Here is a 20335-nt window from a genome sequence, read left to right as displayed (position 1 = left end):
ACAGATGCCAGACTGACGGCTTGGCTTGTTACTGTATTGAACAGAATTACCCTACGCCGGCGCTAACCCGGCATCAGGCCGATAAAGCTGGTTTTCTTGCGTGGGCCGGTCATCAGCGCTTCCAGTTTCTCCACGCATTGCAGATAGTGCGGCGTTTTTTTGTGAGCGGCGACCGCCTGCTCGTCCCGATAGGCTTCGTAAATATAAAACCGCGTCGGGATGGATTCATCCTGCAATACGTCAAAGCGCAGGTTGCCCGGCTCTTCTATCGCCCCCAGGTGATTGGCGCGGAAGACCTCAATAAACTCGTCGATTTTGTCCTGTTTAACGTTAATTTCTACCAGTGTGACGTGCATGGCGACTCCTTGTTAAACCTTGAAGGTCAATGTTCTTTCCAACCATAGGTTTAATCCCGCAGATTGCCCCTGCGCAAGGGTAATTTTGCTGCCTGGCTCACAAATACCGCCAGGCCTGTCGCTTCCCCCACCGGGGCAAACAGTACGGCATCTATAGTTAAGGTTCCTCCCCAGAGAGTGTGAGCTATGGATAACTATTTGATGGCGCTGGATGCAGGCACCGGCAGCGTTCGCGCAGTAATCTTCGATCTGGCAGGTAACCAGATCGCTCAGGGCCAGGCGGAATGGCGGCATTTGGCCGTGCCGGGCGTGCCCGGTTCCATGGAGTTTGACCTCAGCCACAACTGGCAACTGACCTGCCAGTGTATCCGCCAGGCGCTGCAAAACGCCGGTCTCTCTGGCCAGGCCATCCGTTCCGTGGCCTGCTGCTCCATGCGTGAAGGCATCGTACTCTACGATCGCGACGGCGTGCCGATCTGGGCCTGCGCCAACGTTGATGCCCGTGCCAGCCAGGAAGTCAGCGAACTGAAAGAGCTGCATAACCATAATTTCGAGCGCGAGGTTTACCAGTATTCAGGCCAAACGCTGGCGTTGAGCGCCATGCCGCGCCTGCTGTGGCTGGCGCATCATCGACCGGACATCTACCGTCAGGCGGCCACCCTGACCATGATCAGCGACTGGCTGGCGAATATGCTCAGCGGTGAACTGGCGGTGGATCCCTCCAACGCCGGTACCACCGGCATGCTCGATTTGGTCAACCGCGACTGGCGTCCGGCGCTGCTCGATATGGCCGGACTGCGTGCCGATATGCTGTCACCGGTGAAAGAGACCGGCAGTGTGTTGGGGCACATCACCGAACTGGCGGCGCAGCAAAGCGGTTTGCTGCGCGGCACACCGGTGGTGATGGGCGGCGGAGATGTGCAACTGGGCAGTCTGGGGCTGGGGGTGGTGCATGCCGGGCAGACTGCCGTGCTGGGTGGCACCTTCTGGCAGCAGATCGTCAACCTGCCGGAACCAGCCACCGATCCGGAGATGAACATTCGCATCAACCCACACGTGATCCCCGGCATGGCACAAGCGGAGTCGATAAGCTTTTTCACCGGGTTGACCATGCGCTGGTTCCGCGACGCCTTCTGTGCCGAAGAGAAGCTGCTGGCGGAACGGCTGGGGGTGGACGCCTACAGCCTGCTGGAAGAGATGGCCGCACGAGTGCCGCCAGGGGCTTATGGAGTGATGCCGATATTTTCCGACGCTATGCACTTCAAAACCTGGTATCACGCCGCGCCGTCCTTTATCAACCTGTCGCTCGATCCGGAACGCTGCAATAAACAGACCCTGTTCCGTGCATTGGAAGAGAACGCCGCCATTGTTTCCGCCTGCAACCTGGAGCAGATCGCCAGCTTCTCCGGCGTACAGGCACGTTCGCTGGTGTTTGCCGGGGGCGGTTCGAAGGGCAAGTTGTGGAGCCAAATCCTCAGCGACGTCACCGGCCTGACGGTACGCGTGCCGGCAGTGAAGGAAGCCACCGCCCTGGGTTGCGCGATTGCAGCCGGGGTGGGCGCCGGATTGTACGAATCACTGGCGCAAACCGGCGAACGGCTGGTGCGCTGGGAGCGCGAGTACCAACCGGATATGGCCAATCATGAACTGTATCAGAGGCAAAAGGAGACCTGGCAGCAGGTCTATGCCGATCAGCTCACTCTGGTCGACCACGGCTTGACCACCTCGATGTGGAAAGCGCCGGGCTTGTAATACGTGAGCGGGTGCGGCCTGCTGCACCCATCGCATAAGCTTATGCCAATTGAACATTTAGCCTGATTGACGGGCGAAGGCCCAGGCCGGGCTGGCCTCACGCGATTATTCCCCCTCAGAAACAGTGTAACCACCGCAAACGGATTTATCCGCCGCAGGGCTCTGCGTAAATTGTGATCTCTGTCACTCCGCGCTCACCGCGCGGTTTACGCATCCACCTGGGAAGAGCGGTACTATGCTGAATAATAATGAGAAACCTGCACCATCACCCTGGCTGGCGATCTTCTCGCTGACCGTCGCCTGCTTTGTGATGGTCACCACCGAGTTTCTGCCGATCGGCCTGCTGACCAATATAGCACCGTCGCTGGACGTCAGCACCGGCAGGGCCGGCCTGATGGTGACCGTGCCTGGTATCATCGCGGCGATCGCCGCTCCGGCACTGAGCCTGGCAGCCGGTCGACTCGACCGTCGCCTGCTGATGCTGGCGCTGAGCGTGCTGCTGGCGGTCTCCAACCTGGTCTCCGCAATGGCAGTAAACTTCCCCATGATGCTGCTGGGCCGCGTGTTGCTGGGCATATGCGTCGGCGGTTTTTGGGCCTTTGCCGCCAACTACGGCCGTCATCTGGTGCCGGAAGCCAGTCAGGGTCGCGCTACCGCGCTGATTCTGAGCGGCATTTCGGTCGGCGCCGTGTGCGGCGTTCCCGCCGGGGCATTGATTGGTGACCTGTTCGGCTGGCGCGCCGCCTTCTTTGGCAGCGCGGTGCTGGCGATCGGTGTGTTGCTGGCCCAACTGCGCCTGTTGACGTCGGTCCCTCCCACTCGCCCGGTCACTGCACGCGACCTGCTGTTACCCCTGCGTCTGCCGATGGCACGTACCGGGCTGATTGCCATAGTGTTACTGTTTATCGGTCACTTTGCCGCCTACACCTATCTGAAGCCGCTGCTGCAACAGGTGTTTGTCCTCAGCCCCTCGGCGATTTCGCTGCAGCTGTTGGCCTACGGCGCCATTGGCCTGCTTGGAACTTTTTTGGGTGAAAGGCTGGCCGAACGCAGCCTGCGCGCCACCTTTATTCTGATCACCGCCATGTTGGCTGCCATCCTGATCGTCTCGCCGTTCCTCAGTGGCATCGCCGGCGCTACGCTGATGGTAATGGTATGGGGGTTGGCGTTCGGCGCCGTGCCGGTTTGCGCCACCAACTGGATGTTCGCCGCCGTCCCGCAGGCACCGGAAGCCGGTCAGGCACTGCTGGTCTGTGTGATCCAGATTGCGCTGGCTTCCGGCGCGTTGTTGGGTGGCGAAGTGGTTGACTGGCAGGGCGTCAGCAGCGCCATGTTGTTTGGCGGTGCACTCACCCTGTCCGCCGCGCTGGTTTTCGGCCTGACCTTGCGTTCCGGCATGATTGGCGCTAAACAGTCATAATCATTATTCATCCGCAGAAACACACCCCGGCTTGCCGCCGGGGTCAGACTGCTGACAAAGTCCTCTGTGCTTAAAAGTCATGTTTTGTGGACTAATAAAAACAAAGAATGATGTCTTCAGGTTTACCCCAAACACCCGAAAACCACGCTTTTCGGGTGTTTGTCATCAAATTCACCCCGGCTTGCCGCCGGGGTTTTGCACTGAGAGCGCTATGGATCATCATTTACTCGCTATTCGGGTGTTTAACCGCGTGGTGGAAACCGGCGGCTTCACCCGCGCCGCAGATTCACTGCGGATGCCCAAGGCCACGGTCACCAAGCTGATCCAGAACCTGGAAGATCATCTGCAAACCAAACTGTTCCAGCGCACCACCCGCAGCGTGTCGGTCACTGCCGAGGGCGAATGCTATTACCAGCGGACGGTAAAGTGGCTGGCGGAGCTTGAGCAGATGGAAGGCAGCATGACCGAGTCGCAGAGTGCGCCACAAGGCGTGCTGCGCATTGACGCCGGTGGCTCGACGGCACGGCAATTGCTGGTGCCGGCGCTGCCGGACTTTATCGCGCGTTACCCGCAAATTCAGATCGACCTGGGGGTAGGCGACCGTCTTATTGATCTGATTAACGACAGCGCCGACTGCGTGATCCGCAGCGGGCCACTGGCCGATTCCAGCCTGATTGCCCGTCGGCTGTTCGAGCTTGAATGGGTGACCTGCGCCACCCCGGCCTATCTGGCGCGCTACGGTACGCCGCAACACCCTTGCGATCTGGAGTTAGGTTTCCCACTGGCACATTACCGCCATGCGCTGAACGATCGCATCCAGCCGCTGCACTTTGTCGATCGGGGCAAGGAGATCGATATTCAGCACCGCTATCACGTCAGCGTCAACGAGGGTAATGCCCTGCTGGCGGCGGCGCTGGCCGGGTTGGGCATTATTCAAACCTTCCGCTTTATGGCTCAGCCGCATCTGGACAACGGCGAACTGGTCAGCCTGCTGCCCGACTGGCAGCCACCGGCCGAGCAGATGTATGTGGTGTATCCCTCCAATCGCCATCTGAGCGCCAAAATGCGGGTGTTTATAGACTGGGCGGTGGAAGCTTTCAAATAGCCGAAACTGCAGCAGGTGGTGATGTGCCGCACGCTGTAACCGGGCGCTTTGTGGTATTATTTAACGCATTATTGTTATCACCCGACGAGCATACACCATGGCATATATTCCAAAAAACTACGCGAGGCTGGAGACCGGCTACCGCGAAAAAGCACTGAAAATCTTCCCCTGGGTCTGCGGGCGTTGCTCGCGCGAGTTTGTTTATTCCAATCTGCGCGAACTGACGGTTCACCATATCGATCACGACCACAGCAACAACCCGGAAGACGGCAGCAACTGGGAAATGCTGTGCCTGTATTGCCACGACCACGAACACTCCAAATATACCGAAGCCGATCAGTATGGCTCTACGGTAGTGGCCGGTGAGGACGCGCAAAAAGACGTCGGGCTCGCGACCCATAACCCGTTCGCCAACCTGAAATCGATGTTGAAAAAGTAGCGTTCGGGCACCACCGCCACTAGCAGCTTAATAACTTATTAAGCTGCTAAATAAAAAAAATCCTTTCGCTTGCCCCCCTTCCCAGAACATTCCTACTTACCCACTGACTCCGTTACCAGCAAAATAGGCTGTAAAGTTAACCGCATACTGGCTTGGCAAGCCGCCGCCGTTGGTGCATATTGTTCAGGCTCTGTTGTAGTTAACCTGTTTAGTTATCAACCTAATAAGCATATTAACTTAATAAGTTAACAGCTTAATAACTTGAGAGATGGCAGCATGATTGTTTTGATTGGCTCGCAAAAAGGTGGCGTAGGGAAATCGACCAAGGCGGTCAATATCGCCGGATATCTGATCCTCAAGCAGGGAAAAACCGCCATCATCGTCGATGCTGACGATCAGAAATCAATCATGACCTGGTATAACGATCGCCAAAATGTTGAAGGTCTGCCGCATATTCCGGTGGTTGCCGCCTCGGGTAAAATCAAAGAGACGCTGCTGGAGCTGGATCGCCATTACGATTATGTGATTGTCGACACCGCCGGCCGCGACAGCGCCGAACTGCGCTCGGGCCTGTTGGCCGCCGATCTGTTCCTTTCTCCGCTACGCCCGTCGCAGATGGATCTGGATACCGTCGGCTATCTGTCGGAAATGTTCGCCACCGCGCAGGAATATAACGAGAAGGTGAAAGGTTACATCGTGCTGAACATGTGCCCGACCAACATCTTTATTAATGAAGCTAACGAAGCGGCGCAGGTGTTGAGCGAGTACCCGGAATTGACGCTGGTCAGCAACCGCCTGTGCGACCGCAAGATTTACCGCGATGCCTGGGGCGAGGCGATTACCGTGCATGAAGCGAATAACCTAAAAGCGCAGGCGGAAATCGAAAGCCTGGTGAAGGAGGTGATCCTGTGAAAAAGCGCACCCCAACCCACCGCATGTCGGAAGACGAATTTATCAACAGCGCCACCTCGCACACTTTGCTGGCTCCCGCACCAGAAGCCAAGCCGCAGGGTCGTAAACGCACTTACAAAGCCATTTCAGTCAGCCTGACCGATAATCACGTCGACGCCATCGATGAAATCATTGTGCAGGCAGCGCGTAACGGCGTGGTGCGCATCACCCGTTCCGATATCATCAAGCTGGCGATCGACGGGCTGGCAGAGAAGAGTGAAGAACATCTGCTGCAACTGCTGAAGAAGATGTAATAGCCTCTTAACCTGCCAACTTAATAAGCCATTAGCTCATCAGGTTGGCAGGTAAAAACCCCTGACTACGCAGGATCGCCTGCCCCTGTTCCGCCAGAATAAACTCGGCCAAGGCCTGTGCCCGTCCATCCAACAGACACAGACCATAGTCGGCCTCAATCGTCAGCGAAGGCGGTAACTGCCGCACCACCAGCTCGGGAAACCTTGCCAACGCAGCGCCATAGCTGGCGTAACCGAGAAAGATATCTGCCTGCCCGCTGTTGAGCAGATACTCAGCTGCGGGTCGGTTCGCAGGCAGCGGGGCCGAATCGGGCCCGCCAACCAACGCCAAAGCCCGCTGCTGCAAGGGGACGCCCTGCCCCGGTGCCAACAGCTCAATACGCTCGAACAGTTGCTGCGCATAGTCGCCGGAAGGGTCGGCGCCCGGCGTTGAGGTCGCTACCCGCCAGCGAGTATCCAGCAGTACCTCCAGCAACGGGCGCTCGGTCAACCCGGCAATATTGCGCACCGTGGCGCACAGCCGGTTACGGGCAAAAGCATGCACACGCGACGATAAATGCAGGTCCACCAGCCGCTGCGGGTGCAGCAGATTGGCCGACGCGAAAACATGCGGGCGTTCTCCGGCTTCGATGCGCTGGCGCAGCAGGCCTGCGGGACCAAATACCGCATCCACAACCTCGCCGGTTTGTACCTGAAACGCAGCCAACAAGGGCCCAAAGGCCACGCGCAGGCTACCGGCGGCAAACAGCTGAATATTACCCATCCTGACGCTCCCTTTGGCTACGATACAGAGGCACTAGCGTTTCAAACTGCCGGTCTTCGATCTGCAAGGCTACCCGTTCAATCGCCAAATCAAACAGTGGCGACAAGCGCTCGGCCGTCAGCACCGCATCGCAGGGGCCGATTTGATGCCGCCCAGCCGCCCCCAGCAACAGCGCGCGATCGGCCACCGCATGGGCATGATTGGGCTGATGGGTCGAAAACATCACCGCCATCTGCCGTTCCCGCGCCAGTGACGAGATCAGACTCAGCACCCGATCCTGGTGATGAAGATCCAATGCCGAAGTGGGTTCATCCAGTATCAGCACCTCGCAGCTCATCACCAACGCGCGGGCAATCAGCACCAGTTGCCGCTGCCCGCCGGACAAACTGCCAAATTCGCGTTCGGCAAACTCCAGCATATCCAGCGTCTGCAGGGCGTCTTTCGCCAATCGGTGATCCTGCGCCGAAGGGGAACGGAACAACCCCACGTAACGCGCTCGCCCCATCAGCACGATATCCAGCACCCGATAGGCAAAAGGCACCGTGAAATGCTGCGGCACAAAACCGATGCCACCGACACATTCAACCGCCCCCTGCTGCAGCGGCAAGGTACCGAGCAGCAACTGCATCAAAGTGCTTTTACCGCGCCCGTTGGGGCCAAGCACCGCCAAGACTTCGCCACGCGACAATTGCAGGCTCAGCGCGTTAAACAAAGGCGCTTGGCCGGGCCAACCAAAGCTGAGATCCTCGACCTTCAGTAATGTCTCAGCCATGCCAGCCCCTCAGTTGCGCGCGACGCAACAACAGCGCAAACAGCGGTGCACCAATCAAAGCCGTCAGGATGCCCAATGGAATTTCACTGCTGCTCAGCGTGCGCGCAAGGTCGTCGATCAACACCATATACAACGCCCCTAAACACAGAGAAGCCGGTAACAGACGACGATGATCGGGGCCGACCAGCAGCCGGGCGACGTGCGGAATAACCAACCCGACCCAGCCAATGCTGCCGCTGACCGCCACCTGCGCGGCGACAATCGCGGCGCACAACGTCAGGATCAGCCAGCGGGTGCGCTCGACGTTAATGCCCAACGCGGCGGCATCCTCATCCCCCAGCGACAACAGATTGATGCGCCAGCGCAATGCCACCAACAGCCCGCCGGCCAACAGCAGCGGCAGGAACAGCATCAACAGTTTATTGTCGTCGGCGGTGGCGAAGCTGCCCAGCAGCCAGAACACGATGCTCGGCAATTTCTCTTCGGTATCGGCCAAATATTGCAGCAGGCTGACGCAGGCGGAGAAAAAGCCGCTGAGGATCACCCCGGCTAACACTAGCGACAAGATATTGCGCCGGGCGATGGCGCTGGTAATGGCAAAAATCAGCAGCAACGCCGCCATGCCAAACACAAAAGCCGACAGCAACAGTGCGATCATCGGCAGGCTGAGCAGAATCGCCAGCGTACCGCCAAAGGCCGCACCGGAAGAAACGCCGATGATATGCGGATCCACCAGCGGGTTACGAAAGACACCTTGCAGCGCGGCACCGCACAGAGCCAGAGAGGCTCCGGCCCCCATCGCCAATAACACTCTGGGTACGCGTACGCCCAGAATCACCTGGCGTTGAACCGCGTCGATAACGCCTTGCGGGCCGGTCAGCGGCTCCAGCAGGATCATCAGACTGTGCGCTGCCGACACCGGGTAACGGCCAATACCCAACGACAGCAGCGCGCAAAGCAACGTCAGCAGGAGCAGCCAGCCAAGCCTCATTGCTCGCTCTGGCAACAGCTGCTGCGATAATACTGCCGGTAATAGGCATCCACCCGCTGTTGCAAATTAACGTCGCTAAAACGCTGCGGATACAGCTTTTTCGCCATCCAAAGTTCACCCAGCGCCAACGCTTCCGGCATCGGGTAGCCCCAGGCTTTGGCGTATTCCGGCATCAGATAGACGCGTTTATTTTTTACCGCGTCAATCCCCTGCCACTGCGGCGAACTGAGGATTTGCTGCACCACCTCGGGATAACGCTCCTGTACGAAAATCACCGCCGGGTTCCATTTCAGCACGTCTTCAATCGATACCTGCTTAAAACCCTGAATATCCTTCGCCGCCACGTTTAGCGCACCGGCATGCTGCATCATCAGTCCGGTGTATTTGCCCGATCCATAAGTGGTTAAATCCGGATTGGCCATATACACCCGAACCCGTTGGTCCGCAGGCAGGTCTCGCAGCCGGTCGGCCACCAGCGTTCTCTGCTGAAAAACGTCCTGGATCATCGCCTCTGCCTGCGGCTGGTGCCCCATTACCGTGCCGATCAGGCGGATACCGTCCTGCAGGCCAAGGTTATAGGCCTGATCTTCATCATTGAGTACCGGGTTCATTTTCCCGGCCTGATCCGCCGCCTCACGGCGTAACGAAATAGCCACCACCGGAATACCGGCCCGTTCAATCTGGGCAATCATTTCCGGCGGCGCATAGTTAGCGACAAACACCACCTGCGGGTGCAGGCTGAGCAGGCTTTCGATGTTCACCGAGGTGAGATCGCCCGGCATCGGCATCTTCGCCAACCCAGGTGCCCGCCGCAGATAATTTGGCCCCAGCTGTTTCTTCCAGCTGCTGAGCACCCCCACCACCTGCGGCAGTGCATCGAGCTGCACCAGCAGGTTCAGCGTCTGGTGTTGCAACACCACCGCACGGGTAATGGTATCGGGTAATGTGACCTGTCTGTTGAGTTGGTCGGTGACCTGGCGATCCGCCTGCGCGGCGGAAGAGAAAAGAATAAAAATCAGCAACAAGCGTTTGAACATGAGAGTTTCCGGTGGATTATCGTTATATATAAAATGATATAGCGATAGCCGTGGCGAAACAATCAGCGGGATCAAAACAACAGGATCCCCTGCGCAGCTATCAGAAGGGTAAAACATGGCAGGGGACGAAGTGCTAAAAATGACGAGCCCTCCCTCAAAGCCATGAGGGAGGGTCATAAGGCAACTACTTCAGCGTAAAGCTCTGTGCCTGAACGTTGTCAGAATCCAGACCTACCATCACGTTAAACTTGCCCGGTTCCGCGCCCCATTTCAGGCTGGCGTTATAGAACTTGAGATCCTCTTCGGTGATCGGCAGCTCAACGGTCTGCGCCTGGCCCGCTTTCAGCATCACTTTCTTAAAGTTGCGCAGCTCTTTTACCGGACGGCTGACCGAGGCGGTCACGTCCTGCAGATACAGTTGCACTACGGTAGCGCCATCATATTTACCGGTGTTCTTCAGCGTGACGCTGGCGGTGATCTTGCCGTTGCGCGCCATTGTCGGTCTGGAAAGTTTCAGGTCCGACAGGCTGAAGCTGGTGTAGCTCAGGCCATAACCGAAGGGATATAGCGGCCCGTTCGGCGAATCAAAGTAGCGCGAGGTGTACTTGCCCGGGTTTTCCTTGCCGAACGGACGGCCGGTGTTCAGGTGGTTGTAGTACATCGGGATCTGACCGACCGAACGCGGGAAAGTCATCGGTAACTTGCCCGACGGGTTGTAATCGCCGAACAGCACGTCGGCAACCGCATTACCGCCTTCGGTGCCGCTGTACCAGGTTTCCAGCATCGCATCCGCCTGCTGGCTTTCCCAACTCAGCGCCAGCGGACGGCCGTTCATCAGCACCAAGACCAATGGCTTGCCGGTGGCTTTCAGCGCGGAGATCAAATCACGCTGGCTTTGAGGAATGGTGATATCGGCCCGGCTGGAAGCTTCATGCGCCATGCCCTGCGATTCCCCCACTACCGCCACCACCACGTCGGCTTTCTTCGCCGCCTGCACCGCTTCGTCAATCATCTGCTGCGGTGGACGGGTGTCAAACACCACCGCCGGCTCATACTCGTTCAGGTAGTCGATAATGCTCTTGTCCTGAGTGACGTTGGCCCCTTTGGCGTAGAGAATTTTCGCCTTGTCGCCCACCGCACTTTCCAGCCCTTCACGGAGGGTCACCGACTGTTTAATCACCCCGGCCGCCGACCAGCTGCCCATCACGTCACGCTGGCTGTCGGCCATCGGCCCGACCAGCGCAATGGTCGCCTGCTTGCTCAGCGGCAATGTCTGCCGGTCATTCTTCAGCAGCACCATGGTTTTACGTGCGATCACGCGCGCTTCGGCACGGTGCAGGCGGCTTTCGGCATTGGTGTCCTGCGGGTCGGAACCGACCGGGCCAAGATGGGTGTAAGGGTCTTTAAACAGGCCCATATCATATTTGGTGTTCAACACGTCGCGACAGGCACGGTCAATGTCGCTTTCCGACACCAGCCCGTCTTTCACCAGCCCCGGCAGGTATTGGTCGTAATATTCGTCGCTCATGCTCATGTCGACGCCAGAGGTGATCGCCAGTCGTACTGCATCACGCGCGTCCGCAGCCACACCGTGTTTTATCAGCTCTTTAATCGCACCGTGGTCGCTGATGGTGATGCCCTTGAAGCCCCACCGATCGCGCAGCAGGTCCTTCAGCAGCCACGGGTTAGCAGTAGCCGGGATGCCATTCACCGAATTGAGCGACACCATAACGCCACCGCTGCCGGCATCCACTGCCGCTTTATAAGGTGGCAGATAGTCCTGATACATCCGCAACGGGCTCATGTCGACGGTATTGTAGTCGCGACCGCCTTCGGTGGCGCCGTACAGTGCGAAGTGCTTCACGCTGGCCATGATCGAGCCGGGTTTGGACGGGTCACCGTTTTGATAGGCGCCCACCATAACCTTGGCGATTTTGGAGACCAGCCAGGTGTCTTCACCGAAACCTTCAGAGACCCGACCCCAGCGCGGATCTCGGGTGATATCGACCATCGGCGAGAAAGTCATGTTCAGGCCGTCGTCGCTGGCTTCCTGCGCCGACACCCGACCGCTGAGTGCGATGGCTTCCAGATCAAAGCTGGCCGCCAACCCGAGGCTGATCGGGAACACGGTGCGCTGGCCGTGCACCACATCATAGGCAAAGAACAGCGGGATTTTCAGGCGGCTGAGCTGCATCGCCTGATCCTGCATGGCACGGATATCCGGCCGGGTGACGGTGTTGAAGATGGCGCCGATTTGTCCCTTGCTGATGCCGTCGCGGATCGCCTCTTTCGGGTTGTCCGGACCGACGCTGATTAAGCGCAGCTGGCCGATTTTTTCCTCCAGCGTCATCTGCTTCATCAGGTTGGAGACAAAGGCATCGCGCTGCTGGGCATTAACACCTTGCGTTATGGCGCTTTCCTGCGCAAAAACCGGGCTGATGGCCAGACCGGACAACATACTCACCACACAAAGCCATTTCATATTTTTTATCTCAGGCATGTTCCCGCCGCAGACGGCGACGGGGATGATTAATCGACGTGAAAAGGCAGTGTGCCATACTCCTTTTCACCGCAGAAATACTTTGTAATGTTAAAGGTTACAAGCTGTTAGCGCAGGTCGGGCGATAGTTTTTCAGCCGGGCACGGCTTTGCGCCGCCTCATCGCCGAGGAAATCCACCAGCGCGGTTAAGGCCGGCGGCAGCACTGCCTGTTCAGGATAGACCAAATAGTAAGCCGCACCGCTGACCACGCTGAGCGGGAACGGCGTCACGATACGCTGCGCCTGAATATCCTCCTCCAGCAAACACAAATCGCCGATGGCGATGCCAAAACCCTGCAGCGCGGCGCTCATCGCCAGATCGAGCGTTTCGAAATGCTGCCCCTTGCCGGAGGGCAACGTCTCCTGCCCCGCCGCCTTTAGCCACAACAGCCAGTCGCGGCGATCGCGTGTGGGATGCAACAGCGTCTTATCCGCCAGATCGGCCAACGTGGGCGGACGGCATAAATCGGGCAGGTAAATCGGCGTGCAGACCGGCGTGAGAATTTCATCGAACAGATGATGTACCGCCAGCTTTTTCCCCTGCGGTTGACCGAACACCACGGCGGCGTCGAAATGTTCCGCGCCGAAATCCAGCCCGTGCGACACCGAAGCGGTCAGCTCTATGTGCATTTCCGGCCGTTCATTTTGCAGCCGGATAATGCGCGGCAACACCCAGCGCATGGCGCAGGTCGGGCATTTGATTCGCAGCGTGCCGGGCTGAGTGCCGACTCTGGTCAGCGCCTCATCCAGCAGTCCCAGGGCCTGCTGCACCGGGGGCAGCAGCATGGCCCCCTGTGGCGTCAGGGTCAGACCGCGCGCACGTCGGCTAAACAACGGATAACCCAGATGCTGTTCCAGCCCCAGTATTTGCCGGCTGACTGCGCCCTGCGTCAGGTGCAGACTCTGGGCGGCATGCGTGAAATTAAGGCGCTGGGCCACCACCAAAAAGGTTTTCAGTACGTCGAGCGACGGCAGTGATGACAACATGGCGAGTTCCTTGAAATCCCAGAAAATGGTCGGGACGAATATCTGCGTCCCCTACGGCGATCCCGCATGGCAGGGGCGCTGCATGCTGCGCCCGCGGCGATGAGCAGAAGATAAAAGCCATGATCTCCGTGCATGGCAAGTATGACAAATTTTCCCTTGTTGGCCTACCGTCATTGATGCTTAATCAAGCGATACCCCCTTTCCCCTGGAGCCTCCCATGCAGAGCGCCTGCTCACAACGTTCGAAGTTGCCGGACGTCGGCACCACTATTTTTACCGTTATCGGCCAGCTCAGCGCCGAACACCAGGCTCTGAACCTGTCGCAGGGCGCACCGAACTTCGCCTGTGAACCGCAGTTGGTTGAGGCAGTGTCGCAAGCCATGCGCGCAGGACATAACCAATATGCGCCAATGAGCGGCGTGGCGGCATTACGCACCGCGCTGGCGGATAAAGTTGAACGATTGTATGGCGCGCGCTACGACGCTGACGAAGAAATCACGGTCATAGCCAGTGCCAGCGAAGGATTGTATTCCGCTATCAGCGCATTGGTGCACCCTGGCGATGAGGTGATTTATTTCGAACCGGCCTTCGACAGCTACGCGCCGATCGTACGCCTGCAGGGCGCCACCCCGGTGGCCATCAAACTGTCGCTGGAAGATCTGCATATTGACTGGGACCAAGTCGCCGCCGCCATCAACAGCAAAACGCGGATGATCATCGTCAACAGCCCGCATAACCCGACCGGCAGCGTGTTTGGCGAACATGATATCGAACGACTGACCGCCCTGACGCGCAACACCGATATCGTCATTCTGTCCGACGAGGTTTACGAACACGTGGTGTTCGATGGCGATATTCATCACAGCATGGCACGCCACCCGCAGTTGGCCGAACGCAGCGTGATCGTTTCGTCGTTTGGCAAAACCTATCACGTCACCGGCTGGCGCGTCGGTTACTGCATGGCACCGGCGGCATTGATGGACGAGATCCGCAAGGTACACCAGTTTATGGTGTTTTCCGCCGATACCCCGATGCAGTACGCCTTCGCCGAAGCCTTGGCTAATCCGCAAAGTTATTTAGGGCTGGCGGCTTTCTACCAGCAGAAACGCGACCTGCTGGCGAACGCCCTGCAAGATTCGCGCTTTGAATTGCTGCCCAGCCGTGGCAGTTTCTTTATGCTGGCCCGCTTTAGCGGTTTCAGCAGCGAAAGCGACAACGATTTTGCGGTGCGTCTGATCCGCGAGGCCAAAGTCGCCACTATCCCGCTGTCGGCGTTTTACAGCGACGGCACCAATACCGGTATTATTCGACTGAGTTTTTCAAAAGATAACCAGACCCTGCTGGAGGGCGCACGCCGTCTGTGTCAGGTGTAATGCATTCACTTTTGCTTTGACCATGGGAAAAGGGCTCTGAATATGAAATCACTGAAAACGTTGATCGCCGCAGGCTGCCTGCTGGCCGCCGGTTCCACGCTGGCGGCGGAAAACACGCTGCGCTTCGGCCTGGAAGCGTTGTACCCACCCTTCGAATCCAAATCCGCCAGCGGCCAGCTTGTCGGCTTTGATATCGATCTGGGCAACGCCGTTTGCGCCGCCGCCCAGCTGAAATGCAGCTGGGTCGAAACCTCTTTCGACAGCCTGATCCCGGCGCTGAAGGCGCGCAAGTTTGACGCCATCAACTCGGCGATGAACGTCACCGATCAGCGTCGCCAGGCCATCGACTTCACCGATTCAATCTATCAGGTACCGAACCGCCTGATCGCCAAGGCCGACAGCGGCCTGTTGCCGAACGCCACCTCGCTGGCAGGCAAACACGTCGGCGTGCTGCAAGGCTCGATTCAGGAGACTTATGCCAAGGCACACTGGGCGCCGCAGGGCGTGGAAGTGGTGTCTTATCAGGATCAGAACCAGGCCTATCTTGACCTGACCGCCGGGCGTCTCGACGCCACGCTGGTGATGGCCCCGTCGGGACAAAGCGGCTTCCTGGCGCACCCGGACGGCAAGGGCTTTGCCTTCGTCGGCGATGCGGTCAGCGACGATAAAATCCTTGGCGAGGGCATTGCTTTCGGCCTGCGTAAAGGCGATGAGGCGCTGAAGAAAAAACTGAATGAGGCGATCGTCAAAGTGAAGCAGCAAGGCACGGTGAGCGAGCTGGCGAAGAAATATTTTGGCGATATTGACGTAACGGTGAAGTAAAAATCAGGGGCGAAAATCGCTTCGCCCCTGACTGTTTTAGCGATCGAATACCGAACTGTTCAACGCACGATCCTGCTGATGGCGCTCCAGCGCCAGCTCAATCAGACGGGTAATCAGTTGGCTGTAGCTGATGCCGCTGGCAGCCCACAGTTTGGGATACATGCTGATATTGGTGAAGCCCGGCAGCGTGTTGATCTCGTTGATCACCACGTTGTTGTCCGGCGTCAGGAACACGTCCACGCGCGCCAAACCGAAACATTCCAGCGCCCGGAAGGCTTTCAGCGCCACCTCGCGGATTTTGTCGCTCACCTCTGGCGCAATCGCCGCCGGTACCACCACCTGAGCGCCCTGCTCATTGATGTACTTGGTGTCGTACGAGTAGAAGGCATCGCTCAGCACGATTTCGCCACACAGGCTGGCCTGCGGTTCGTCATTGCCCAGCACCGCACACTCGATTTCGCGACCGACAATCGCCGACTCCACCAGCACCTTGTGATCGAAGCTGAACGCCAGCGCCACCGCGGCCTCATAGCCTGCGCGATCCTGCACTTTGCTCACCCCCACCGAAGAGCCCTGGTTAGCCGGTTTAACAAACAGCGGCAGGCCCAGGCGTTCGCTGAGCTGTTCAAAACTGAATTTGGCGCGGTTGCTGCGCGTCAGGGTTACAAAAGGCGCGACCGCCAGCCCGGCATCACGCAGCAGGCGTTTGGTAACGTCTTTGTCCATGCTGACTGCAGACCCCAGCACGCCGGCGCCGACGAACGGCAGATTGGCCATCCGCAGCAGCCCCTGCAATGACCCATCTTCCCCCAGCGTGCCGTGCACGATCGGGAATACCACGTCGAGCTGGCCTAACGCACCGGCGCTACCTGACTCAATCAACTGCTGTTTTTCCTGACCGGGGATCAGCGCTACATTTTTATTTGAGCGGTTCAACGCAATCAGCGCCGGGTTTTCCGCATTCAGCAGGTAGTTGGACGCATCGTTGATGTGCCAGTGCCCCTGTTTGTCTATCCCCAGCAATGTGACGTCAAACTTCTCTTTGTCTATGGCATCCACAATGTTTTTTGCCGACTGCAGTGAAACCTCATGCTCCGCCGATTTACCGCCGAAGATCACCCCAACACGTAATTTGGTCACGCCCTAATCCTTCTGAAAAATCATGGCAAAAAAGTCGTTTATCACAATAAACGCATTGCCCCGCGGCGGCAATCGTTGCAAGCCGGAAAGAGGCTATCCCACGGAATGCCAAATTGTGACCATCCAAAACGTATACACTTCGTATATTACTCACTGAGGAGCCGCCTATGGGCATTGTGAAAATTTCAGACGCGCTGCATGACGATCTGCGCCTCGCCAGCCTGACGATGACGCGTTCGATCAACGCGCAGGCGGAATACTGGATCAAGATCGGCATGCTGGCGGAGTTCCATCCGGAACTGACCTACCCCCAACTGGTAAAAAAAATGATGAAAGATAACGCGATGACGTTAAAGGAGATTGTCGGGTGAAACAGATTGTGATCAAAACACCGGAAGAGATTGTCAAAATGCGTCACTCTGGCGCGCTGCTGGCAAAGGTGTTTGCTATGCTCGATGAGGTGATAGTCGAAGGCATCTCCACGATGGAGATTAACGACCGCGCCGAAGCCTTTATCGTTGATGAGCTGAAATCACGCCCGTCTACAAAAGGACAGTACGGTTTTCCCTATGTGCTCAATACCTCGATTGACGAAGTGATCTGCCACGGCGTTCCGTCGGCCAGCAAAATACTGCGCTCCGGCATGATCGTTAACGTCGACATTACGCTGGAACACGACGGCTATATTGCCGACTCCAGCAAAATGTACTGCATTGGACAGATCACGCCGCTGGCCAAACGGCTGGTGAATAACGTGTATGAGTCTATGTGGCAAGGCATCCGCGTGGTGAAACCGGGCGCGACGCTGGGGGATATCGGCCATGCGATCCAACAGCACGCAGAAAAAGCCGGCTACAGCATAGTGCGGGAATACTGCGGTCACGGCATCGGCCGCGATATGCATGAAGAACCGGCGGTGATGCACTTTGGCCAACCGGGCACCGGTATGGTGCTGCAGGAAGGCATGGTCTTTACCATCGAGCCGATGATCAACCAGGGTGACCACCGCATTAAGCAAAAGAAAGACGGTTGGACAGTGGTTACGCGTGATAAAAAGCTGTCTGCCCAGTGGGAGCACACCGTTGCGGTTACCGCCGACGGCGTGGAAATCCTGACGCTGCGCGACGAAGAGCGCCAGGCTGGTTACAAAGAATGATACTAAGTTATTAAGCCATTAAGCTACCAAGTTAATGACTTACTAAATTAATCACCTCATGGATTTCACCGGGCAATCGACAAAGCTGCCCGGTGGAAAACGATGGGGACGACAGGGAGATCGGCATGACGCAGTCCACCAGCGCCACCAACCAGGCGTTTCTCAGTAAGCTCAAAAGCATCGTCGGTGGCCCGCAGCTGCTGACCGGTGAACGCAGCACCGAACGTTACCGCAAAGGCTTCCGCTCCGGCGAGGGCCAGGCGCTGGCGGTGGTGTTCCCGACACGCCTGCTGCAGTTGTGGCAGTTGCTTGAGGCCTGCGTCGCCGCCGATAAAATCGTCATCATGCAGGCGGCGAACACCGGTCTGACCGAAGGTTCAACGCCCAGCGGCAACGACTATGACCGTGATATCGTCATTATCAGCACCCTGCGCCTCAATCATGTGCAGGTGTTGGACAATGGTAAACAGGTGGTCGGCTTCCCCGGCAGTACCCTCAACCAGTTGGAAAAACTGCTCAAGCCTTATGGCCGCGAACCGCATTCGGTAATTGGCTCGTCCTGCATCGGCGCTTCGGTGATCGGCGGCGTGTGCAACAACTCCGGCGGTTCACTGGTCAAACGCGGCCCTGCCTATACCGAGATGGCGCTGTATGCCCAACTGGGTGAAGACGGTCAGCTGCGTCTGGTTAACCATCTGGACATTAACCTCGGTGATACGCCGGAAGAGATACTTACCCGCCTGGAGAAAGGCGACTACCGGCCGGAAGATGTCGAGCACGGCGAACTGCGTGCCTCCGACAATGAATACGCCAGCCGCGTACGCGACGTTGATGCCGATACGCCCTCCCGTTTTAACGCCGACAAGCGCCGCCTGTACGAAGCCTCCGGCTGCGCAGGCAAACTGGCGGTATTTGCCGTGCGGCTGGACACCTTCGAGAAAGAGGGTAAAGAGCAGGTGTTTTACATCGGGACTAACGACACCGCGGTATTGACCGAACTGCGCCGCCACATGCTGAGCAAGTTTGACAACCTGCCGGTTGCCGGCGAATACATGCACCGGGATATTTTTGATATCGCCGAAGTGTATGGCAAAGACACCTTTATGATGATCGACAAGCTCGGCACCGATCAGATGCCGACCTTCTTCACCCTGAAAGGCCGCATGGACGCCAGCCTCAACAAACTGCCGTTGCTGCCGCATAACCTGACCGACCGTCTGATGCAGGGCCTGAGCCATCTGGCGCCCAGCCACCTGCCTAAGCGCATGAAAGAGTATCGCGAGCGCTTTGAACACCACCTGCTGCTGAAAATGGCCGGGCCGGGCGTCGAAGAGGCGCAGCAGTATCTGAGCCAATACTTTGCCGAGGCCAACGGGGCGTTCTTCGTCTGCACCCCGGATGAAGGCAAGAAGGCCTTCCTGCACCGCTTTGCCGCCGCCGGAGCCGCGGTGCGTTACCATGCGGTGCACGCCGACAAGGTCGAGGATATTTTGGCGCTGGATATCGCGCTGCGCCGCAACGATACCGACTGGTTCGAAACCCTGCCGCCGGAAATCGACAGCCAACTGGTGCACAAGCTGTATTACGGCCACTTTATGTGTCACGTCTTCCACCAGGATTATGTGGTGAAAAAAGGCGTCGACAGCCATGCGCTCAAGGAAAAGATGTTGGAGATCCTCAACCAACGCGGCGCAGAGTACCCGGCGGAACATAACGTCGGCCATCTCTACCCCGCCAAGCCGGATTTGCAGGCGTTCTACCGCAGCGCCGATCCCACCAACAGCTTTAACCCCGGTTTGGGCAAAACCAGCAAGCGGAAGCACTGGGCCGGTAACGGTCAATAACCTTTCCCCTTTGGCTCGCCGCTGCATCGGCGAGCCCTCCTTAAAGATGCATCCCTCTTTTTACAACTTTAAAGATGTATTTTTATTGCAACTTTAAAATCTGCTGATTATCATGCGGTGTAAATAAGAATCAATAACAACTTTGTCATGACGGATACGTGACATCTGCCGTGACGTTCACCGCAAAATTAATGAGAAGGAACCTTCCATGAGCCAGACCCTCGATTCCGCCCAGCTGCTGTCCGCACTGGACAAAGTGATGGTGATCTCCACCACCGACCTGCAAGGCACCATCACCTATGTCAACGACCTGTTTTGCCAGCTCACCGGCTTTAGCCGGGAAGAACTGGTGGGGCAACCCCACAACATCGTGCGCCACCCCTCCGTCCCCAAGGCCATCTATAAAGAGATGTGGGATACCATTAAAGCCGGAAATATCTGGACCGGCATCATTCCCAACGTTGGCAAAGGTGGCGTGCTGTATGTGGTCGACACCACCGTGCAGCCGCTCTATGACGCTCAGGGCAAGATCGAGGCCTACATCAGTATCCGCCGTGTGATCAACGATCTGATGACCGATTTCGACTCCGTCGAATTCTCCAAAGAACAGTTCGACAACCACTACGATAAGTAA

The 20335-nt window shown here is 57.7% G+C and carries 20 protein-coding genes; 12 read left to right on the top strand and 8 right to left on the bottom strand.

Features of this window, described 5'->3' with window-relative positions; all coding sequences use genetic code 11:
• Positions 1 to 62: 62 nt before the first annotated feature.
• Positions 63 to 356: a (4S)-4-hydroxy-5-phosphonooxypentane-2,3-dione isomerase gene (lsrG, locus tag LQ945_RS20290; protein ID WP_020825799.1), complete on the bottom strand. Its 294-nt coding sequence runs from the start codon at positions 354 to 356 to the stop codon at positions 63 to 65.
• A 186-nt stretch (positions 357 to 542) separates the two neighbouring features.
• Between lsrG and lsrK the strand changes: the two genes are divergently transcribed.
• From lsrK to LQ945_RS20260, 6 genes are all read left to right on the top strand, one after another.
• Positions 543 to 2108, top strand: a complete 1566-nt coding sequence (gene lsrK, locus LQ945_RS20285; RefSeq protein ID WP_262241901.1) for an autoinducer-2 kinase — start codon at positions 543 to 545, stop codon at positions 2106 to 2108.
• A gap of 235 nt (positions 2109 to 2343) precedes the next feature.
• Positions 2344 to 3528, top strand: a complete 1185-nt coding sequence (locus LQ945_RS20280; protein ID WP_044549063.1) for an MFS transporter — start codon at positions 2344 to 2346, stop codon at positions 3526 to 3528.
• Between the two features lie 211 nt (positions 3529 to 3739).
• Entirely contained in the window at positions 3740 to 4633 is an 894-nt protein-coding gene (locus tag LQ945_RS20275) for a LysR family transcriptional regulator (protein WP_269934325.1), read from the top strand.
• Between the two features lie 97 nt (positions 4634 to 4730).
• Positions 4731 to 5072 carry an HNH nuclease YajD gene (yajD, locus tag LQ945_RS20270; protein ID WP_020825794.1) on the top strand — a complete coding sequence of 114 codons (342 nt, stop codon included), beginning with the start codon at positions 4731 to 4733 and terminating at the stop codon, positions 5070 to 5072.
• 276 nt (positions 5073 to 5348) lie between these two features.
• Positions 5349 to 5984: an AAA family ATPase gene (locus LQ945_RS20265; protein ID WP_129935599.1), complete on the top strand. Its 636-nt coding sequence runs from the start codon at positions 5349 to 5351 to the stop codon at positions 5982 to 5984.
• Entirely contained in the window at positions 5981 to 6277 is a 297-nt protein-coding gene (locus tag LQ945_RS20260; RefSeq protein WP_270101574.1) for a hypothetical protein, read from the top strand. The genes LQ945_RS20265 and LQ945_RS20260 overlap by 4 nt, the downstream gene beginning before the upstream one ends.
• A 31-nt stretch (positions 6278 to 6308) precedes the next feature.
• Here the strand turns inward: LQ945_RS20260 and LQ945_RS20255 are convergent, their stop codons facing one another.
• From LQ945_RS20255 to LQ945_RS20230, 6 genes are all read right to left on the bottom strand, one after another.
• Positions 6309 to 7040 (bottom strand): substrate-binding domain-containing protein, encoded by a 732-nt coding sequence (locus tag LQ945_RS20255; RefSeq protein ID WP_270101573.1) that lies wholly within the window; start codon positions 7038 to 7040, stop codon positions 6309 to 6311.
• The gene (locus LQ945_RS20250; protein ID WP_270101572.1) at positions 7033 to 7812 is read right to left on the bottom strand and encodes an ABC transporter ATP-binding protein; all 780 of its coding nucleotides are present in this window, start codon (positions 7810 to 7812) and stop codon (positions 7033 to 7035) included. The genes LQ945_RS20255 and LQ945_RS20250 overlap by 8 nt, the downstream gene beginning before the upstream one ends.
• Positions 7805 to 8803, bottom strand: coding sequence for a FecCD family ABC transporter permease (locus LQ945_RS20245; protein ID WP_269934328.1), 999 nt, complete (start codon positions 8801 to 8803; stop codon positions 7805 to 7807). Before LQ945_RS20245 ends, LQ945_RS20250 begins: the two co-directional genes overlap by 8 nt.
• Positions 8800 to 9840, bottom strand: coding sequence for an ABC transporter substrate-binding protein (locus LQ945_RS20240; protein WP_270101571.1), 1041 nt, complete (start codon positions 9838 to 9840; stop codon positions 8800 to 8802). Before LQ945_RS20240 ends, LQ945_RS20245 begins: the two co-directional genes overlap by 4 nt.
• Before the next feature lie 184 nt (positions 9841 to 10024).
• Positions 10025 to 12322 (bottom strand): beta-glucosidase BglX, encoded by a 2298-nt coding sequence (gene bglX / locus LQ945_RS20235; RefSeq protein ID WP_270103009.1) that lies wholly within the window; start codon positions 12320 to 12322, stop codon positions 10025 to 10027.
• Positions 12323 to 12437: 115 nt separating this feature from the next.
• Entirely contained in the window at positions 12438 to 13367 is a 930-nt protein-coding gene (locus LQ945_RS20230) for a LysR substrate-binding domain-containing protein (protein ID WP_270101570.1), read from the bottom strand.
• 217 nt (positions 13368 to 13584) lie between these two features.
• Here LQ945_RS20230 and LQ945_RS20225 point away from each other — a divergent pair, with 217 nt between their 5' ends.
• Both LQ945_RS20225 and LQ945_RS20220 read left to right on the top strand, forming a co-directional pair.
• Entirely contained in the window at positions 13585 to 14739 is a 1155-nt protein-coding gene (locus LQ945_RS20225; protein ID WP_262241908.1) for a pyridoxal phosphate-dependent aminotransferase, read from the top strand.
• 42 nt (positions 14740 to 14781) lie between these two features.
• Positions 14782 to 15561, top strand: a complete 780-nt coding sequence (locus LQ945_RS20220; protein WP_270101569.1) for an ABC transporter substrate-binding protein — start codon at positions 14782 to 14784, stop codon at positions 15559 to 15561.
• Between the two features lie 36 nt (positions 15562 to 15597).
• Here the strand turns inward: LQ945_RS20220 and ddlA are convergent, their stop codons facing one another.
• Entirely contained in the window at positions 15598 to 16701 is a 1104-nt protein-coding gene (gene ddlA, locus LQ945_RS20215) for a D-alanine--D-alanine ligase (protein ID WP_262241910.1), read from the bottom strand.
• 167 nt (positions 16702 to 16868) lie between these two features.
• Between ddlA and LQ945_RS20210 the strand changes: the two genes are divergently transcribed.
• From LQ945_RS20210 to LQ945_RS20195, 4 genes are all read left to right on the top strand, one after another.
• Complete coding sequence (locus LQ945_RS20210; protein ID WP_020825782.1) at positions 16869 to 17072, top strand: ParD-like family protein; 204 nt, start codon at positions 16869 to 16871, stop codon at positions 17070 to 17072.
• A complete protein-coding gene (map, locus tag LQ945_RS20205) occupies positions 17069 to 17857 on the top strand; it encodes a type I methionyl aminopeptidase (RefSeq protein WP_270101568.1) in 789 nt (262 codons plus the stop codon). The genes LQ945_RS20210 and map overlap by 4 nt, the downstream gene beginning before the upstream one ends.
• Before the next feature lie 125 nt (positions 17858 to 17982).
• A complete protein-coding gene (gene dld / locus LQ945_RS20200) occupies positions 17983 to 19701 on the top strand; it encodes a D-lactate dehydrogenase (protein ID WP_270101567.1) in 1719 nt (572 codons plus the stop codon).
• Positions 19702 to 19909: 208 nt separating this feature from the next.
• Positions 19910 to 20335 (top strand): PAS domain-containing protein, encoded by a 426-nt coding sequence (locus tag LQ945_RS20195; protein WP_269934333.1) that lies wholly within the window; start codon positions 19910 to 19912, stop codon positions 20333 to 20335.

The sequence above is a fragment of the Serratia liquefaciens genome (assembly GCF_027594825.1).
Lineage (GTDB): Bacteria > Pseudomonadota > Gammaproteobacteria > Enterobacterales > Enterobacteriaceae > Serratia > Serratia liquefaciens_A.
The sequence above is the reverse complement of the archived record's forward strand: the minus strand, read 5'-3'. Positions and strand labels throughout refer to the sequence as shown.

Bases quoted from the DNA above. Each gene is read 5' to 3' on its own strand.
- LQ945_RS20280 (WP_044549063.1), top strand. From the start codon at position 2,344: ATGCTGAATAATAATGAGAAACCTGCACCATCACCCTGGCTGGCGATC.
- LQ945_RS20210 (WP_020825782.1), top strand. From the start codon at position 16,869: ATGGGCATTGTGAAAATTTCAGACGCGCTGCATGACGATCTGCGCCTC.
- yajD (WP_020825794.1), top strand. From the start codon at position 4,731: ATGGCATATATTCCAAAAAACTACGCGAGGCTGGAGACCGGCTACCGC.
- LQ945_RS20240 (WP_270101571.1), bottom strand. From the start codon at position 9,840: ATGTTCAAACGCTTGTTGCTGATTTTTATTCTTTTCTCTTCCGCCGCG.
- lsrK (WP_262241901.1), top strand. From the start codon at position 543: ATGGATAACTATTTGATGGCGCTGGATGCAGGCACCGGCAGCGTTCGC.
- LQ945_RS20225 (WP_262241908.1), top strand. From the start codon at position 13,585: ATGCAGAGCGCCTGCTCACAACGTTCGAAGTTGCCGGACGTCGGCACC.
- LQ945_RS20230 (WP_270101570.1), bottom strand. From the start codon at position 13,367: ATGTTGTCATCACTGCCGTCGCTCGACGTACTGAAAACCTTTTTGGTG.
- LQ945_RS20250 (WP_270101572.1), bottom strand. From the start codon at position 7,812: ATGGCTGAGACATTACTGAAGGTCGAGGATCTCAGCTTTGGTTGGCCC.
- bglX (WP_270103009.1), bottom strand. From the start codon at position 12,322: ATGAAATGGCTTTGTGTGGTGAGTATGTTGTCCGGTCTGGCCATCAGC.
- LQ945_RS20265 (WP_129935599.1), top strand. From the start codon at position 5,349: ATGATTGTTTTGATTGGCTCGCAAAAAGGTGGCGTAGGGAAATCGACC.
- lsrG (WP_020825799.1), bottom strand. From the start codon at position 356: ATGCACGTCACACTGGTAGAAATTAACGTTAAACAGGACAAAATCGAC.
- LQ945_RS20275 (WP_269934325.1), top strand. From the start codon at position 3,740: ATGGATCATCATTTACTCGCTATTCGGGTGTTTAACCGCGTGGTGGAA.
- LQ945_RS20220 (WP_270101569.1), top strand. From the start codon at position 14,782: ATGAAATCACTGAAAACGTTGATCGCCGCAGGCTGCCTGCTGGCCGCC.
- LQ945_RS20245 (WP_269934328.1), bottom strand. From the start codon at position 8,803: ATGAGGCTTGGCTGGCTGCTCCTGCTGACGTTGCTTTGCGCGCTGCTG.
- dld (WP_270101567.1), top strand. From the start codon at position 17,983: ATGACGCAGTCCACCAGCGCCACCAACCAGGCGTTTCTCAGTAAGCTC.
- LQ945_RS20255 (WP_270101573.1), bottom strand. From the start codon at position 7,040: ATGGGTAATATTCAGCTGTTTGCCGCCGGTAGCCTGCGCGTGGCCTTT.
- LQ945_RS20195 (WP_269934333.1), top strand. From the start codon at position 19,910: ATGAGCCAGACCCTCGATTCCGCCCAGCTGCTGTCCGCACTGGACAAA.